Annotated in this window: 16 protein-coding genes; 5 read left to right on the plus strand and 11 right to left on the minus strand. The window is 44.3% G+C overall.

Translation table 11 applies throughout. The features are described from left to right. Positions 1-137: 137 nt before the first annotated feature. The 4 genes from nagA to NYE23_RS22515 all read left to right on the plus strand — a co-directional run bounded on the left by nagA (position 138) and on the right by NYE23_RS22515 (position 3,595). Entirely contained in the window at positions 138-1,328 is a 1,191-nt protein-coding gene (gene nagA, locus NYE23_RS22500; RefSeq protein WP_341081288.1) for an N-acetylglucosamine-6-phosphate deacetylase, read from the plus strand. Further along, complete coding sequence (gene nagB / locus NYE23_RS22505; RefSeq protein WP_341081289.1) at positions 1,325-2,059, plus strand: glucosamine-6-phosphate deaminase; 735 nt, start codon at positions 1,325-1,327, stop codon at positions 2,057-2,059. The genes nagA and nagB overlap by 4 nt, the downstream gene beginning before the upstream one ends. A 32-nt stretch (positions 2,060-2,091) precedes the next feature. Beyond that, positions 2,092-2,823, plus strand: coding sequence for a GntR family transcriptional regulator (locus tag NYE23_RS22510; protein ID WP_076257478.1), 732 nt, complete (start codon positions 2,092-2,094; stop codon positions 2,821-2,823). 106 nt (positions 2,824-2,929) lie between these two features. Further along, entirely contained in the window at positions 2,930-3,595 is a 666-nt protein-coding gene (locus NYE23_RS22515; RefSeq protein WP_341081292.1) for an N-acetylmuramoyl-L-alanine amidase, read from the plus strand. Positions 3,596-3,635: 40 nt separating this feature from the next. Here NYE23_RS22515 and NYE23_RS22520 read toward each other — a convergent pair whose 3' ends face one another. The 9 genes from NYE23_RS22520 to NYE23_RS22560 all read right to left on the minus strand — a co-directional run bounded on the left by NYE23_RS22520 (position 3,636) and on the right by NYE23_RS22560 (position 12,879). Then, positions 3,636-3,995, minus strand: coding sequence for a phage holin family protein (locus tag NYE23_RS22520; protein WP_048009336.1), 360 nt, complete (start codon positions 3,993-3,995; stop codon positions 3,636-3,638). Positions 3,996-3,998: 3 nt separating this feature from the next. Beyond that, positions 3,999-4,193 (minus strand): PspC domain-containing protein, encoded by a 195-nt coding sequence (locus NYE23_RS22525; RefSeq protein WP_341081297.1) that lies wholly within the window; start codon positions 4,191-4,193, stop codon positions 3,999-4,001. A 49-nt stretch (positions 4,194-4,242) separates the two neighbouring features. Continuing rightward, positions 4,243-5,352 (minus strand): DUF4097 family beta strand repeat-containing protein, encoded by a 1,110-nt coding sequence (locus tag NYE23_RS22530; RefSeq protein WP_341081298.1) that lies wholly within the window; start codon positions 5,350-5,352, stop codon positions 4,243-4,245. Between the two features lie 23 nt (positions 5,353-5,375). Next, on the minus strand, positions 5,376-5,690 hold the full coding sequence (locus NYE23_RS22535) for a hypothetical protein (protein WP_341081300.1): 315 nt from the start codon (positions 5,688-5,690) through the stop codon (positions 5,376-5,378). 196 nt (positions 5,691-5,886) lie between these two features. Next, positions 5,887-6,231, minus strand: a complete 345-nt coding sequence (locus NYE23_RS22540; protein ID WP_035329260.1) for a hypothetical protein — start codon at positions 6,229-6,231, stop codon at positions 5,887-5,889. A gap of 306 nt (positions 6,232-6,537) precedes the next feature. Further along, positions 6,538-7,251 carry a DUF459 domain-containing protein gene (locus NYE23_RS22545; RefSeq protein ID WP_341081302.1) on the minus strand — a complete coding sequence of 238 codons (714 nt, stop codon included), beginning with the start codon at positions 7,249-7,251 and terminating at the stop codon, positions 6,538-6,540. A gap of 133 nt (positions 7,252-7,384) precedes the next feature. Then, the gene (gene uvrA, locus NYE23_RS22550; RefSeq protein ID WP_341081304.1) at positions 7,385-10,261 is read right to left on the minus strand and encodes an excinuclease ABC subunit UvrA; all 2,877 of its coding nucleotides are present in this window, start codon (positions 10,259-10,261) and stop codon (positions 7,385-7,387) included. 7 nt (positions 10,262-10,268) lie between these two features. After that, complete coding sequence (uvrB, locus tag NYE23_RS22555; protein ID WP_048009341.1) at positions 10,269-12,248, minus strand: excinuclease ABC subunit UvrB; 1,980 nt, start codon at positions 12,246-12,248, stop codon at positions 10,269-10,271. Between the two features lie 394 nt (positions 12,249-12,642). After that, entirely contained in the window at positions 12,643-12,879 is a 237-nt protein-coding gene (locus NYE23_RS22560) for a DUF2198 family protein (RefSeq protein ID WP_061792326.1), read from the minus strand. 146 nt (positions 12,880-13,025) lie between these two features. Between NYE23_RS22560 and NYE23_RS22565 the strand changes: the two genes are divergently transcribed. Beyond that, positions 13,026-13,301, plus strand: coding sequence for an alpha/beta-type small acid-soluble spore protein (locus tag NYE23_RS22565; protein WP_341081307.1), 276 nt, complete (start codon positions 13,026-13,028; stop codon positions 13,299-13,301). Between the two features lie 156 nt (positions 13,302-13,457). Here NYE23_RS22565 and NYE23_RS22570 read toward each other — a convergent pair whose 3' ends face one another. Together NYE23_RS22570 and NYE23_RS22575 are read right to left on the minus strand one after the other, a co-directional pair. Next, positions 13,458-14,666 carry a M20 family metallopeptidase gene (locus NYE23_RS22570; protein WP_341081824.1) on the minus strand — a complete coding sequence of 403 codons (1,209 nt, stop codon included), beginning with the start codon at positions 14,664-14,666 and terminating at the stop codon, positions 13,458-13,460. Positions 14,667-14,691: 25 nt separating this feature from the next. After that, the gene (locus tag NYE23_RS22575; protein WP_341081309.1) at positions 14,692-15,519 is read right to left on the minus strand and encodes a MetQ/NlpA family ABC transporter substrate-binding protein; all 828 of its coding nucleotides are present in this window, start codon (positions 15,517-15,519) and stop codon (positions 14,692-14,694) included. Between the last annotated feature and the right edge of the window lie 5 nt (positions 15,520-15,524).

Below are 15,524 nucleotides of genomic sequence, written 5' to 3' on the forward strand. Positions count from 1 at the left end.
GCGTCCGATCACCTTCTATCCTATTTATAGTTGTATAGACCAAAAAGTGTCAGAAAGTTAAATCCTCTAACTGGTATAGACATCTAAACACAAACCTTTTATAATAAAAGTATCATTCAAACGGAGATGAACTGAAAATGAGCCGTCTATTACTGAAAAATGCCAGAATCCTTCTGGAAAACAGCACGATTGATAAAGGTTTTATCTTAATAGAAAATGAACAAATCCTGCAGACTGGAACCTTGGAGGAGCTTCCTGCCACCGGCCAGGATACAGAAATTATAGAACTTTCCCCTAAGCACACAATCAGTCCGGGGTTTATTGATGTCCACATACATGGCGCTGGCGGTTCTGATACGATGGATGCTACATTTGAAGCGCTGAACACGATGGCCGGCGTTTTGCCTGAAGAAGGGACTACAAGCTTCCTGGCCACAACCATCACACAGGAAAAAGAAAAAATAGAAGCGGCACTGATCAATGCGGCCCACTTTCAAAAAGACCAAAATACTCCCGGCAAGGCGGAAGTAATCGGAATCCACCTTGAGGGACCGTTTATTAACGAAGCAAGAGGCGGAGCCCAGCCGAAGGATCATATCCTTGAGCCTGATATTGAACTCTTTAAGCGCTGGCAGGAAGCTGCGGACGGGACTATCAAGCTGATCACACTAGCACCAGAAAAGGCAAATGGCTATGAATTTATCCGCTATTTAAGTGAAAATGGCGTTGTCCCTTCAATCGGCCATAGTGATGCCATTTTTACCGAAATGGAAAAGGCTGTTCAGGCTGGAGCTAAACAGGTGACCCACCTGTTTAACGGAATGAGAGGCATGCATCACCGTGAACCTGGTGTTGCCGGCGCTTCGCTTTTATTTAAGGAATTGATCGTTGAAATGATCGCTGACGGCATCCATGTCCGGCCAGAGATGATCAAGCTTGCACTAAACGCCAAAGGCGCTGATGGCATGATCCTGATAACAGATTCGATGAGAGCCAAATGCCTGAAAAATGGCCATTATGATCTTGGCGGACAGGATGTAAAGGTCGAAAATGGCCAGGCACTGCTTGCTGACGGCACATTGGCTGGAAGCATTTTAAAAATGAAAGACTCCATAAAAAATATGATTGACTTTACAGATATACAGCTGCATGAAGCTGTCCAGCTTGCGAGCAGCAACCCGGCCAGACAGCTCAATATTTTCGACCGGAAAGGCAGCATTTCAGAAGGCAAGGATGCGGACCTGGTTGTACTTGATGAGAACCTTGAGGTTGCCATGACCTTCTGCCGAGGCGTCAAAGCCTTTGAACGTGAGGTGAAAGGGAATTGAAAATCATTCGAACAGCCGATTATCACGATATGAGCCGAAAAGCTGCCGAGCTGATGATTGATAAAGTCCGCCGGCAGCCTGATATGACATTAGGGCTTGCAACCGGAAGTACACCAAAAGGAGTTTATGCCGAACTGATTAAAGATCATCAGAAAAATGGCACTTCTTATGCAAAAGTCACGACGATTAATTTGGACGAGTATATCGGCCTGCCCCCAACTGATCCTAATAGCTACAGGCATTTCATGAATAGCGAACTATTTGATCATCTGGACATCCAGCTCGAAAACACGCATCTTCCCAATGGAGCCGCAGAAGATATTTCCAGGGAATGCGAACGGTATGAACGGCTGATCAAGGATCTGGTGGATATTGATCTGCAGGTGCTGGGAATCGGACGCAACGGACATATCGGGTTCAATGAACCGGGCACTGCCTTTAACAGCCGTACGCATGTCGTGGACCTTGCGGAAAGCACGCGTAAGGCTAACGCAAGATTTTTCAGGTTTATAGAAGACGTTCCAGCCCAAGCCATTACAATGGGAATCGCTTCGATTCTAGATAGCCGGGAAATCATCCTGCTCGCATCAGGACCAGCCAAAGCAGAAGCCATCAGACAATTGGTTAACGAAGAGCCTGATGAACAGTTTCCCGCGTCAGCCTTGAAGCTTCATCCGAATGTAACCATCATCGCAGATGAAGAAGCACTTAGCCTCGTCAGGCAGGACTGATGATCAGTACTAATAGTGATAGGAGAATTTCCATGATCGATAAGCAATCACCCATCCCGATATATCACCAATTGGAAGAGTATATTAAACATTTAATAGAAAACGGCAAGTTAAAGCCTGATGAAGCCATTCCTTCTGAGCGCGAGTATTCGGAGCAATATCAGATTAGCCGAATGACAGTCAGACAGGCATTAAATAACCTTGTCAATGATGGCTATTTATACAGGCAAAAAGGACGCGGAACTTTTGTCAACAAGCAGAAAGTCGAACAAAAGCTTCAGGGATTGACCAGCTTTACGGAAGATATGAAAGAGCGCGGCATGGTGCCGAGCAGCCGCCTAATATCCTTTGAAATCATTCCGGCCGAGCCGCAGCTGGCGAGAAAGCTTGATATAAAAGAAAACACACCGGTATATGAAATTAAACGGGTGCGGATGGCAGATAACCTGCCAATGGCGCTGGAAACCACCTACTTGCCTGCTAATCTCGTTAAAGGGCTTACGGAAGAAATCATCAACAAGTCACTTTATCAGCATATTGAAGAAAAACTGTCCCTTACCATCAGGGAAGCCACTCAGCAGATTGAAGCCTCAATCGCTAAGGAAACGGAGGTAAACCACCTGCAGGTAGACCCTGGATCTCCTGTACTCCTTATCGCCCGCACTTCCTTTTTAGAGGACGGCACACCTTTTGAGCTTGTAAAATCAGCATACCGTGCAGACCGCTACAAATTTGTTCATACGATGCAGCGCGCTGCAAAATAGGAGAAAGCCCTTAGGGTTTTCTCCTATTTTCATTTTACCATGTCCTTTTGGAGGGTTTGTCCATATTATATATATGAAGATATTGTTTTCAGAAAGGAGCAATCAGATGAAGATCATATTGGATGCCGGACATGGATATAGCACCCCCGGCAAACGTGGCCCTGATGGAATGAGAGAATATGAATTCAACCGTGCAGTCGCCAGCCTTGCAAAGGAGATGCTGGGAAAGTATCAGAATACAGAGGTTTTCTTTGCCCACTCCGATGAACGGGACGTGCCGCTTGTCGAAAGGACCTCCCTGGCAAATACTCAAAACGCTGACTGCTATGTGTCCATCCATGCCAATGCGTACGGAACAGGCGAATGGAACAGCGCAGGCGGAATTGAAACATATGTCTACCCTTCCAAGCCTAGAGAAGCATTGGCATTAGCCCAAAAGATCCAGCGAAACTTAATCAGTTCTACAGGCTTGCGGGACCGGGGAGTTAAAACAGCTGATTTCCATGTGCTGCGTGAGACAAAAATGACTGCAGTTCTTGTGGAATGCGGTTTTATGACTAATAAAGAGGAAGCCTCCCTTCTCCGGACTCCCATCTACCGAAAACGCTGTGCACAGGCTATTGTAAAAGCAATTGCCGAACAATATGGCTTAAGAAAGCATGATAGAATCAAACAATACAAAGTTCAAGTTGCCTTTTCCGAAAAGCAGCTCGCCGAGAAGCTTGCCGGAAATCTGCAGAAGGATGGCTTTAATGCGACCATTGTTGAATAGGAAAAAAGCCAGCATAACGGATGCTGGCTTTTTATCGCATTTACTTTTCCCTCGCCGGTTCCAGGATTGCTTTTTGAATGATCAGGTTAACGATAGACATAATCACCGATACAAGAATCGCTGTGCCAAACCCGGCAATTTCAAAAGAATCACCCATAAATCCATCCGTTATCATAAGCGTGACAGCATTGATGACGAATAGGAACAAACCGAGCGTTAAAACAGTAACGGGAAGAGTTAAAATAATCAGGATTGGTTTCACAAGAATGTTCAGGATAGAAAGCATGAAGCTGGCACCAACGGCAGCCCCAAATCCCGACAAGTAAAACGAATCCTTAAAAAAACCTGCGATCGCTACAAACAGGACCGCATTTATCAAGATTCCCAGGATCCATCTCATGTCCTAAAGCACCTCTTCATTCGGAAGCATAAACACAAGCAGAGCATAAACGAGTGTCATCGGAAAAACGCCAGTTGTAAATAATAAAACAATGAAAATCACCCTGAGTATGGTAGCGTCTATTCCAATCGTTTTTGATAAGCCGCCCAATACCCCCGCTAATTTCCGGTTGCTGCGGGAGCGAATTAATTTGTTCATTAAAAATCCCTCCTATCAAGAAAAGCGGAAGGCGCCCTTTCCACCCTGTTTACCAGGCTGTTGACCGCTTGATTGTAATTGCACCTGTCTTAGAGTCAGCCCGCAGCTTAAGACCGCTGCCGCCTTCTTTCACAGACTTAAAGCGAATCATTTTCTGGATCACTTCGCTCTTTTCTTCTATTACTTCAATACCCTCAATGTCAGGATGGAAACTGCCCAGATTGGTGCGTAGCTCTCCGCTGACAGCAGCGAAATCCGGAACAAACAGATCGATGCTGCCCGTCGCTGCCTTAGCTTCGATCCATTCGCAGCGCTCATTTTCTGCCCTGCACGTTACATTTCCATTAAAGGATTGCAATTCAGCTTTTTGGAAGTCTCCCTCAGCCAGAATGGCGCCATTTAACGTTTCGGCTTCCACATGATCGATCCGGCTTTTTTGAATGGTAATTTGCCCGTTGGCTGTTTCAGCTTCTACATTTCGGCTGTTCAAATCACTAACCGTTATCTTTCCATTGGCCGTTTTCGCTTTAAAGTTTTCCACTGATAAGTTTTGGCTTTCAATCGGCCCATTAAACATGCGGATTTTCACATTTTCATATTCAGACTTTGGAATATAGATGACTGCTTCAAGCTTCATCCATTTTTGCTGAGTCGAGAATCTCAGCCTCTGCCCTTCAATGGCAAAAATAACATCCTTCAAAAAATTCCTGCGGGCTTCATCCTGATTATCCACACGATAGACCTTGGCTTTGCATTCAACGCGGACATCACTTTGCTCCCACGGAATTACCTTAACTGTTCCATTGGCAACATCAATGTCCAGATCTTTTAAGTATGCGTCTGCATGCTGAAATATATGAGAGATTTCAACACTTTTCCCAAAATTAAAGTCAAGATCCAAATCCTTCACTTTCTTAAATGCTGAATCTACAAAATCAATGATTTTCTCCTTGGCACTTTGTTGCTTTGAGCTATATGGCTCACCTTTTTTAGCTTCTTCAAACTTTACCTCAGCAGATAGCTCCTTAATTAAGTCCTCCTGCTTCTGCTCCATCGTCTGATTTGTTTGTTCAAGCTGTTCCAGCAGAGTTAAAGCTTCATCAACTGTAAGCTTTCCATCCTCGACCATTTTCAAAATACGTTTGCGTTCCTCTTTCATTTTCTGGCCCTCCTCTATTAGTTCTATTCCTGTATCAGGACTTTTACCCCTTTAATGATATTCCATATAAATACAATTAATAGCAGAATGATTGTGATGCCGACAGCTGCAAGAAAAAATACCGGAATTTCCTGATCATAAACTGTAAACTGAGTTACCGCTGCAAAAACAATGAATGGAACAGGAATCAGCGGGATCAAATGTGATAAGAATGCACTCCTGGCATGCCGCTTCACTTCCCTGTCTTCTGAAGCAAAAAATACAATAAGCGGAAAAATAAATCCTGCGAACATAATACTAAAATAGCTTAAAGCAGACAGAACCTTTCTTGTTTCCAATGTTCTCAGCTCCTTTATCTGTGTCATACGGAAATGGAGCGTTAAAAGTTTCAGCTTCCTCTTCATTATAGAAAATCAACGGGGCATTTACCTCCATATTTTTAAAAATACATCTGCAGGCTGATGGGCTCCATGGCCTCAAGTCTCATAGCCTTACCTAAAAAAAACCGCCTTTTTTTCAAAGACGGTTTTATGGCTATTTATAGGCAGCTGCCAGGTCGGTGCGCGGCGCTTCCTTCTTTTTCACTTCATCGATTTTATTGACAAACATTTGGAATACTTTTCGTTTTTCATCCAAATCACGTATGTACTCTTTCAACTCGTTATATTTCTCTTCAAAAGGCTTATGATACATTTCACGGATATTATCAATAATCTCTTCGTTTACAGTAGATTGGATAACCTGTTTTGTAATTCCGTATTTGTAGGAATATACTTTCAGTTCTTTTTTAACATCCTCGTATTCATTGTTAATCTGGTCCAAAACTTCAGAAATATCTTCTTTCCATTCTTCCAGTGACTTCGCTAAATAATCCTCCATAATGACCTCCCCTTCTGTTTCCAGACAATAGTTTCCCTTATATAGGAGTATAACGCTGCTTGGTTACACCGATTTTGCTGGAACATTACATTGTGTTATCAAATGACCAGAAAGGAAGGAACTTAAAACGGTTCTTTGATTTGGCCTGTTGATTTCCGCTCCAGGCAATCGCTTTCCGCGGGCGGCCCGGGAGCCTCCTCGCCGCATTTGCGTCTGCGGGGTCTCCCGTTGACACGCATCTCCCGCAGGATTCGATTGCCTTCCGCTCCAATCAACAGGTTGCAGATCAGCAAACTTTAAAGCTTATTAAAAAGAATATCCCTCCATAATTTTATCAGCAATCAGCTCATATCCCTTTCCGTTCGGATGAAGGGAATCAGCGAAGTATTGTTTTTTGTTTTTTCCCTTGAACAGTTCATTGGTGGAAATGTAGGTGATATGTTTATCTTCTGCTGCTTTTTTTCTAATAGATTTGTTCCAATGGTCAATATATTTTTCAATTTGGTCGCCGTCAGGATAAGGATTATATAGTCCAATCAGGATAACAGGTGCATCACTGTTGGCGGTTTCCAGTGTTTCCAGAATTCCATTCAGTTTATCTTCATATATGTCTTTAGCTTCAACAAGATTTTCGTGATGGAGCGGATACAGATCCCCGCCGTTGCTTTTCAGCAAATCGTTGGTGCCAATATATACAATAAACATATCTGCATTTTTAATATCTTCTGCCACTTTCGGTTTGAGCATTTGCTGAAGAACATCAGAAGATTTATAGCCATACACTCCATGATTTAAAATATTGTAATTTTTATTCTGAAATGCCTTATCAAGTTTTCTCTGCAGCCTCCCTACATACCCCTCTTCTGTTTCATCTCCATATCCATAGGTAAGTGAATCTCCAAAAGCAACAATCGTTTGACTGCTTTCTGCCTTTTTTTCATCTCCAAGGAATGTGATGGAAAGATAGATGCCGAGCCCCAGCAGGATAATGCCTGCTAAAAGGTAGATTTTATTTTTCATAGTGTATGTTCCTTTCTTGGTTGAGATAAGTGATGGCTGCTGCAGACGCATGTTCTTTACCCCGTATACCAGTTATCTAATCTCATTTCCAAAAAAAAGAAGCCGCACCAAAAACGGCACTGCTTCCTGTTAATTAAGCGTTTGTCACGCCTTCTTTTTCTTCAAATTGCTGTTTCATCCTCAGGCGGTCTCTTTCCAAAATCGGTTTAAGATATTTACCTGTATAGGATTCCGGAACTTCGACAATTTTTTCCGGCGTACCTGCTGCTAAAATGGTACCGCCCTTATCTCCGCCCTCAGGTCCAAGATCGACGATATAGTCGGCGGCCTTGATGACATCGAGATTATGCTCGATAACCAGTACGGTATCTCCATTCTCAACCAGACGCTGAAGGACCACGAGCAATCGTGAGATATCATCAACATGAAGACCTGTTGTCGGTTCATCAAGAATATATAGTGAGCGGCCCGTTGAACGGCGGTGCAATTCGGAAGCAAGCTTGACACGCTGCGCTTCACCCCCGGACAATGTTGTCGCAGGCTGCCCCAATGTGATGTAGCCCAGGCCAACATCAAAAATCGTCTGCAGCTTGCGGCGGATTTTAGGAATATTTTCGAAAAACTCCAGTGCATCTTCCACTGTCATATCAAGAATTTCCGAAATATTCTTCCCTTTATATTTAACTTCAAGTGTTTCCCTGTTATAGCGCTTGCCATGACAGACTTCACATGGAACATACACATCAGGCAGGAAATGCATTTCAATCTTAATGATTCCGTCCCCGCGGCATGCTTCACATCGTCCGCCTTTTACATTGAAGCTGAAGCGGCCCTTTTTGTAGCCGCGTACTTTTGCTTCATTGGTTGAAGCAAACACATCACGAATATCATCAAACACTCCTGTATAGGTTGCCGGGTTGGAACGTGGTGTCCGCCCGATTGGAGACTGGTCGATATCAATGACTTTATCCAGGTGATCAATACCTTTTATCTCTTTATGCTCACCCGGCTTCGCTTTGGCTCTATGAAGCTTCTGGGCAAGCCCTTTATGAAGAATCTCATTGATTAACGTACTTTTTCCTGAACCGGATACACCCGTAACAGAAATAAAAGTGCCGAGCGGGAACTTAACATTTACATTTTTAAGATTGTTTTCTTTAGCCCCTTTAATTTCGATAAAGCGTCCGTCGTTTTTGCGGCGCTCAATTGGAAGCGGAATGAATTTCTTGCCTGACAGATATTGACCTGTCAGGGAGTTTGGATCGTCCATAACCTCCTGAGGCGTACCCGCTGAGACGATTTGTCCTCCATGAACTCCTGCTCCCGGGCCCACATCAATTAAATAGTCGGCAGCCACCATTGTATCTTCATCGTGTTCCACCACGATCAGGGTGTTGCCGATATCACGCATATTTTTGAGCGTATCAATCAACCGGTCATTATCACGCTGATGGAGACCAATGGAAGGCTCATCCAGAATGTAGAGTACACCCGTCAGGCGCGAACCGATTTGTGTTGCCAGACGAATACGCTGGGCTTCACCGCCGGATAAAGTTCCCGCTGCCCTGCTTAATGTCAGGTAATCAAGCCCGACATTGATGAGGAAGCCCAGCCTTTCCTTAATCTCACGGAAAATAAGATTGGCAATCTTCATTTCTTTTTCAGACAGTGTCAGATTCTCAAAGAAGCTGAATGCTTCTTCAATCGAATATTCTGTTACATGGCCGATATGCTTTCCGGAGACAAGCACTGCAAGAGTTTCCGGCTTCAGACGGTAGCCCTTGCAGGAAGGACATGGATGCTGGGCCATGTATTTCTCCATTTGCTCCCGGATATAATCAGAGCTTGTTTCTTTATAGCGGCGCTCCACATTGCGGATGACACCTTCAAAACGAATATAATTCTCCCTTACCTGACCAAAGTCGTTTTCATATCGGAAATAGATGCTATCCTTGGCGGATCCATATAAAACTTTATCTAGCAAGTGTTCAGGAATATCCTTAACCGGCATATCCATATCAATCCCATAATGATTGCAGACTGCCTCCAGCAGCTGAGGATAATATTGAGAGCTTGTCGGTTCCCATGGCGCAATGGCATTCTGTTTTAATGAGAGATCCTTATTGGGTATGACCAGATCGACATCTACCTCAAGCTTAGAGCCCAATCCGTCACATTCCGCACAGGCACCAAACGGACTATTAAAAGAGAACATTCTTGGCTCAAGCTCACCGATTGAAAATCCGCATTGAGGGCAGGCATGGTTCTCGCTGAACAGCAGTTCTTCTTCCCCAATGACATCCACAAGCACCTTGCCATTGCCAAGATTCAAAGCAGTTTCCAATGAATCTGCAAGCCTTGGCGCTACGCCTTCTTTTACGACAATCCGGTCGATTACTACTTCTATAGAATGTTTTTTGTTTTTTTCCAGCTCAATTTCATCACCGAGATCCATCATTTCTCCGTCGACCCGGACGCGGACAAACCCCTGTTTTTTGACATCCTCGAACACCTTTACATGTGTCCCTTTTCGGCCGGAAACAAGGGGAGCCATAACCTGGAGCTTTGTTCGCTCAGGGTATTCCATAATCCGGTCAACCATTTGTTCAATGGTCTGTGAGGAGATTTCGATATTGTGAATCGGACAGGTGGGACGCCCCACCCGTGCAAATAATAATCGCAGATAATCATAAATTTCTGTCACGGTTCCCACTGTGGAACGAGGATTTCGGCTTGTCGTCTTTTGGTCAATTGAAATGGCAGGTGACAGACCTTCAATCGCATCCACGTCAGGCTTATCCATCTGGCCGAGGAATTGCCGCGCGTAAGCAGATAATGATTCCACATAACGGCGCTGCCCTTCTGCATAAATCGTATCAAAGGCCAGAGAGGACTTTCCTGAACCTGAAAGTCCTGTCAGGACGACAAGCTTATCTCTTGGAATGGTGACATCTATATTTTTCAGATTATGGGCTCTGGCACCCTTTACAATCAGTTTATCCATCGCCATTTTTACGTCATCCTTCCGCTTTCAGCTCTAATATTAAATCACGAAGCTCGGCAGCCCTTTCGAAATTGAGGGATTTGGCCGCTTCCTTCATTTCTTTTTCCATATCGCCGATCAGCTTCTCGCGCTCTTTTTTGTTCAGCTTGCCGAGCTTTGCTGACGGCTGGTATTCTTCCTGCTCTTCTGCCGCATGGGTTGCACGAATAGAATCGCGTATATCCTTCTGGATAGTCATTGGCGTGATGCCATGCTTTTCATTGTACTCTTCCTGAATAGAGCGGCGGCGCTTTGTTTCGCTGATGGCTTTTTCCATGCTGTCCGTAATCCGGTCTGCATACATGATGACATGGCCGTTTGCATTACGTGCTGCACGCCCAATCGTCTGGATGAGTGAACGTTCTGATCGGAGGAAACCTTCTTTATCAGCGTCAAGTATGGTAACAAGGGATACTTCAGGAATATCAAGTCCCTCCCGCAGAAGGTTGATCCCGACCAGCACATCGTACTTGCCAAGACGAAGCTCCCGGATAATCTCAATCCGCTCAAGCGTTTTAACCTCTGAGTGCAGGTACTGCACTTTAATGCCGATTTCCTTTAAATAGTCTGTTAAATCCTCAGACATTTTCTTCGTTAAAGTGGTAACAAGCACACGTTCGTTTTTCTCAACACGATCCTGGATTTCGCCAATGAGGTCATCAATTTGGCCTTCGATTGGACGGACATCAATAGTAGGATCAAGCAAACCGGTTGGGCGGATAATTTGCTCAATCATTTCCGGTGTATGCTCAAGCTCATAAGGGCCAGGTGTTGCCGAAACAAAGACAGCCTGCTTCACATGCTTTTCGAATTCGGTAAACGTAAGCGGCCTGTTATCCATCGCTGAAGGCAAACGGAAACCATGGTCCACAAGCACAGACTTTCTTGCCTGGTCACCATTGAACATGCCGCGGATTTGCGGCAGTGTTACGTGCGACTCATCAATCACAATAAGGAAGTCTTCCGGAAAATAATCCAGCAGCGTATACGGTGTTGAACCCGGCGGTCTTAATGTAAGGTGGCGGGAGTAGTTTTCAATGCCGGAACAAAAACCCATTTCCCTCATCATTTCAAGGTCATAGCGGGTCCGCTGCTCGAGGCGCTGAGCTTCAAGAAGTTTATCGTTTTCTCTTAATTCAGCAAGGCGCACTTCCAGTTCCTTTTCAATGTTCTGGATGGCGATTCTCATTTTTTCTTCACGCGTTACGAAGTGGGATGCCGGGAAAATCGCAACATGCTCACGTTCACCCATTATTTCACCTGTGAGGGCATCCACTTCACGGATCCGGTCTATCTCATCTCCGAAAAATTCTACACGGATACAATGCTCATCCCGTGATGCCGGAAAAATCTCGACAACATCTCCGCGTACACGGAAGGTACCGCGCTGGAAGTCAATATCATTGCGTTCATACTGGATGTCAACGAGCCTGTGAAGCAGCTGGTTCCTTTCAATCTCCATTCCGGTTCTGAGGGACAGCACCATTTCACGGTATTCTTCAGGTGAACCCAAACCATATATGCAGGAGACACTGGCAATAATAATGACATCATTCCGCTCAAATAGAGAGGAAGTCGCCGAGTGGCGAAGCTTATCAATTTCATCATTGATGCTGGCATCTTTTTCAATAAAAGTATCTGTAGAAGGCACATACGCCTCAGGCTGATAGTAGTCATAATAACTGACAAAATACTCAACCGCATTGTTTGGAAAAAAGTCCTTGAATTCACTGTATAGCTGTCCTGCGAGTGTTTTATTATGTGCAATAACAAGCGTTGGCTTGTTTACTTCTTTTATGACATTCGAAATCGTGAAGGTCTTACCCGTTCCTGTCGCACCCAGAAGTGTCTGGTGTTTCTTGCCGGAATTGATTCCCTTCACAATTTCTTTAATCGCCCCGGGCTGGTCGCCCTGTGGGGAATATTTTGAGACTAATTCAAATTGATCCTTCACCTAAAAGCCTCCCGTTCAAATTACTTTTATCTATATATTAATCACAAACCAGCATTGAAATAATTTAAGACCCGGGATGCACCGCTGATTTGTCAGTTTTTTACTCAAAACTCATATCATCATTCTACCACAAAGAGCCTAAAACAAACCAATAATATGCGAACGGATATTCGTTTTTGTGTTTTTACTAAGAATATATTGCTTGGGAAATATGCCGAATTATTGAGGGAATTGTCGAAGAAAGGTTAATCAAACGTTTGATTGATTTCATTGAGTTTAATCAAACGTTTGATTGAACTCCATTAAAAGCTGATATAACGTATGCCTAATTACAGCTTTTGACTCATTAAATAAAGAACCTGTCGATAGGTTTGTTCGACAGGCTCTGCAAAATTTATTCCGCACTTGGCTTTATTTTCGGCTTCAATTTTTGGGCATACCAAAACCCGACAGTCAGCGAAAGTGCGTCTATAACGATTAAGGCAAATGAATTGGTGTAGCCTTTATATACAGAAGCAGCAATAAGTCCCACCGTCAACACCAGCCCGATTACACGATTATAGCTGACTCTCGTAAAAAACAGCACCAGCAGTCCAGGAAGCAGAAGAGCTGACAAGTATTTTAATGCCATTTAAAACACCTTCTCTTGGTTTTTCAAAAAAATTCAAGGTTTCTTCCATTAGAATAGCTTTTCACAGGTGGATGTACAAGTTTTTTCAGTGTTATTCCAAGCGTTCTTTCACATAATAAGAAAAAGGACTTATGGAGGAATGCATCATGGCCAGAAGAAAAAGACGTCCGCTAGTGCCGGAATCAAGAGGAGCATTGGACCAGCTGAAAAATAAGGTAATGGCAAACCAGGGATATCATGTTGACAGAGAAAATCCTGACGGTGTGAAATATGAAGTTGCTGAGGAGGCAGGTGTGCCTTTGAAGCAAGGCTATAATGGCAGGCTTACATCCAAACAGGCAGGAACAGTTGGCGGAAAGATTGGCGGCAGCATGGTGAAGGAGCTTGTCCGGATGGCACAGGAACGGATGAAGGAGCAGTAGGTAAATGTGAACTTCGGGAAAAGGATGGGAAAATTGGGGAAACGAACACTTAATTTGAGGAAAACACTCAGCAAATTAGGGAAACAACTCTCCAATATGAGGAAAACACTCACAAAAAGGAGGAAAAGCTATCCCGCAAAAGGATAGCTTTTGTTCCTATACAGCTGCTTTTCGCTCTTTAAATTCCTGTTTAATGGATTTAAGCAACTCCGGGTCCGTTATCAGCTGGAAGGCAGTGAGTGCCAGTCCTTTCGCTCCCGTAAGCAGAGCTTCGTCTCCTTTGGCAGATGCGGCGGCTTCCCGGAACGGAACTGTATGAGCAACAAGATCATCCGCACCAATTTTAATATAAGGGTGAATGGCTGGCACCACCTGGCTGATATTGCCGGCATCTGTCGAACCGATTCCATCCCGGTCCCCTTCCACTACGGTTTCTCCCAAGTCTTCAATCACCTCTTTAAACACCTGGTCATATGTCTTGTTTAACAGCAGATTATCTACTTCGTTTTGAAAAGCAATCACATTCAGCTTTGCTCCTGTTGCCAGTGCGGCGCCTTCAGCGACAGCTTTAACCTTCCGTGTTACCTCATTTAAACTTGTTCTGGTTGAAGCACGGATGAAGAATCTGGCTTTTGCATAATCAGGGATAATATTCGGCGCATCCCCACCGTGAGTAATAATTCCATGAATCCGCACATCATCCTTCAATTGCTGACGGAGGGCATTTATTCCGTTGAACAGCTGAATAACTGCATCCAGAGCATTGATTCCTTCCTCCGGTGAAGCTGCTGCATGGGCAGGCTTTCCGATAAATTCGAAGTCAAGCGGATCAACTGCCAGTGATGAACTGGTCAGACGGGTATGGTTTGACGGGTGAACCATGAGGGCGGCATCAATGCCTTCAAGCAAGCCATGCTTCACAAAGCTTCCTTTTGCACTTCCATTTGGCCCGCCTTCTTCTGCCGGGGTTCCAAGCACTACTGCTTCTCCTCCGGTCTCATCAATAACCTTGCTCAATGCAATGGCTGCTGCCACACTTGTCGTGCCTATAATATTGTGGCCGCATCCATGGCCCAATCCGGGAAGGGCATCATATTCTGCAAGGAATGCAATGGACGGCCCCGGTTTATCGGATTTTTTCCGGGCCAGGAAAGCTGTTTCATGCCCGGCCACTCCCCGCTCTACTTCAAATCCTTCCTTCTCAAGAATGCCTGAAAGCAAGCCTGAGGCAAAAAACTCCTCATTTCCTATTTCCGGGTTTGCATGGATCTGGTGGCTTGCTGAAAGGTAAAGTTCCTTGTTATCATCAACATTCTTCCTGATCGCTTCTTTCAGTTCGGATAGTGCTTTTACAGGTGCCGTCATCATTGTTCCTCCTTTTTTAAATTAATTACCAGCCAATATCACTTAATGGAATGAAAGTCGGGATCATGCTTCCGTCATATTCTTTCGTGATGAAATCAGCTACATCATCTTCCTGGTAAAGTTCAGCAATTCTCTTAAGCGTTTTGTTATCTTTGTCTTCTGTTCTGACAGCAATGATATTTACATACGGAGTAGCGGTTTCGCTTTCAATAAAAACTGAATCCTTAGTTGGGTTAAAGCCTGCATCTACAGCAATACCGTTATTGATGACAGAAGCAGAGACATCCGGAAGAGCGCGCGGCGTCTGCGCTGAGACCATTTCTACAAATTCAAGGTTCTTCTTGTTTTCAACGATTTTATTCAAGTCCAGGTTTCCGTCATAGTCTTCAGATAATTTGATCAGGCCGGCTTCCTCCAGTAAAAGAAGGGCTCTTCCGCCGTTTGAAGCATCATTTGGAATGGCAATTTTGCCGCCTTCCGGAATGTCTTCCACAGATTCTACTTTTTCAGAATAAAGACCCATTGGTGCTAAAACCGTTGTCGCAATTGGTGTAAGATCCATATTATGCTCTTTAATAAAAGTGTCGAAATAGGCGACTGTCTGGAATGCATTTACATCAAGATCACCTTCTGCCAGGGCAACATTTGGCTGCACATAGTCAGAGAATGTCACAACCTCAATTTCAATGCCTTCCTTTTCAGCCTTTTCGGCAATAAAGTCCCAGATGCGTGTATCTGATCCGCTGACACCCAATTTAACTTTCTTTGTTTCTTCTCCGCCAGTTGTGCTAGAGCATGCCGCAGTGAACACAGCCAATGCTAAAATAATGAATGATAAAAATAGTTTTTTCATGATGT

Source organism: Cytobacillus sp. FSL H8-0458, assembly GCF_038002165.1.
GTDB lineage: Bacteria > Bacillota > Bacilli > Bacillales > Cytobacillaceae > Cytobacillus.

Excerpts from the sequence above, each read along its gene's own strand:
- NYE23_RS22525 (WP_341081297.1), bottom strand. The coding sequence starts at position 4,193 with ATGAACAAATTAATTCGCTCCCGCAGCAACCGGAAATTAGCGGGGGTA.
- nagA (WP_341081288.1), top strand. The coding sequence starts at position 138 with ATGAGCCGTCTATTACTGAAAAATGCCAGAATCCTTCTGGAAAACAGC.
- NYE23_RS22530 (WP_341081298.1), bottom strand. The coding sequence starts at position 5,352 with ATGAAAGAGGAACGCAAACGTATTTTGAAAATGGTCGAGGATGGAAAG.
- uvrA (WP_341081304.1), bottom strand. The coding sequence starts at position 10,261 with ATGGCGATGGATAAACTGATTGTAAAGGGTGCCAGAGCCCATAATCTG.
- NYE23_RS22560 (WP_061792326.1), bottom strand. The coding sequence starts at position 12,879 with ATGGCATTAAAATACTTGTCAGCTCTTCTGCTTCCTGGACTGCTGGTG.
- NYE23_RS22510 (WP_076257478.1), top strand. The coding sequence starts at position 2,092 with ATGATCGATAAGCAATCACCCATCCCGATATATCACCAATTGGAAGAG.
- NYE23_RS22515 (WP_341081292.1), top strand. The coding sequence starts at position 2,930 with ATGAAGATCATATTGGATGCCGGACATGGATATAGCACCCCCGGCAAA.
- NYE23_RS22575 (WP_341081309.1), bottom strand. The coding sequence starts at position 15,519 with ATGAAAAAACTATTTTTATCATTCATTATTTTAGCATTGGCTGTGTTC.
- NYE23_RS22520 (WP_048009336.1), bottom strand. The coding sequence starts at position 3,995 with ATGAGATGGATCCTGGGAATCTTGATAAATGCGGTCCTGTTTGTAGCG.
- NYE23_RS22565 (WP_341081307.1), top strand. The coding sequence starts at position 13,026 with ATGGCCAGAAGAAAAAGACGTCCGCTAGTGCCGGAATCAAGAGGAGCA.
- NYE23_RS22570 (WP_341081824.1), bottom strand. The coding sequence starts at position 14,666 with ATGACGGCACCTGTAAAAGCACTATCCGAACTGAAAGAAGCGATCAGG.
- NYE23_RS22545 (WP_341081302.1), bottom strand. The coding sequence starts at position 7,251 with ATGAAAAATAAAATCTACCTTTTAGCAGGCATTATCCTGCTGGGGCTC.
- NYE23_RS22540 (WP_035329260.1), bottom strand. The coding sequence starts at position 6,231 with ATGGAGGATTATTTAGCGAAGTCACTGGAAGAATGGAAAGAAGATATT.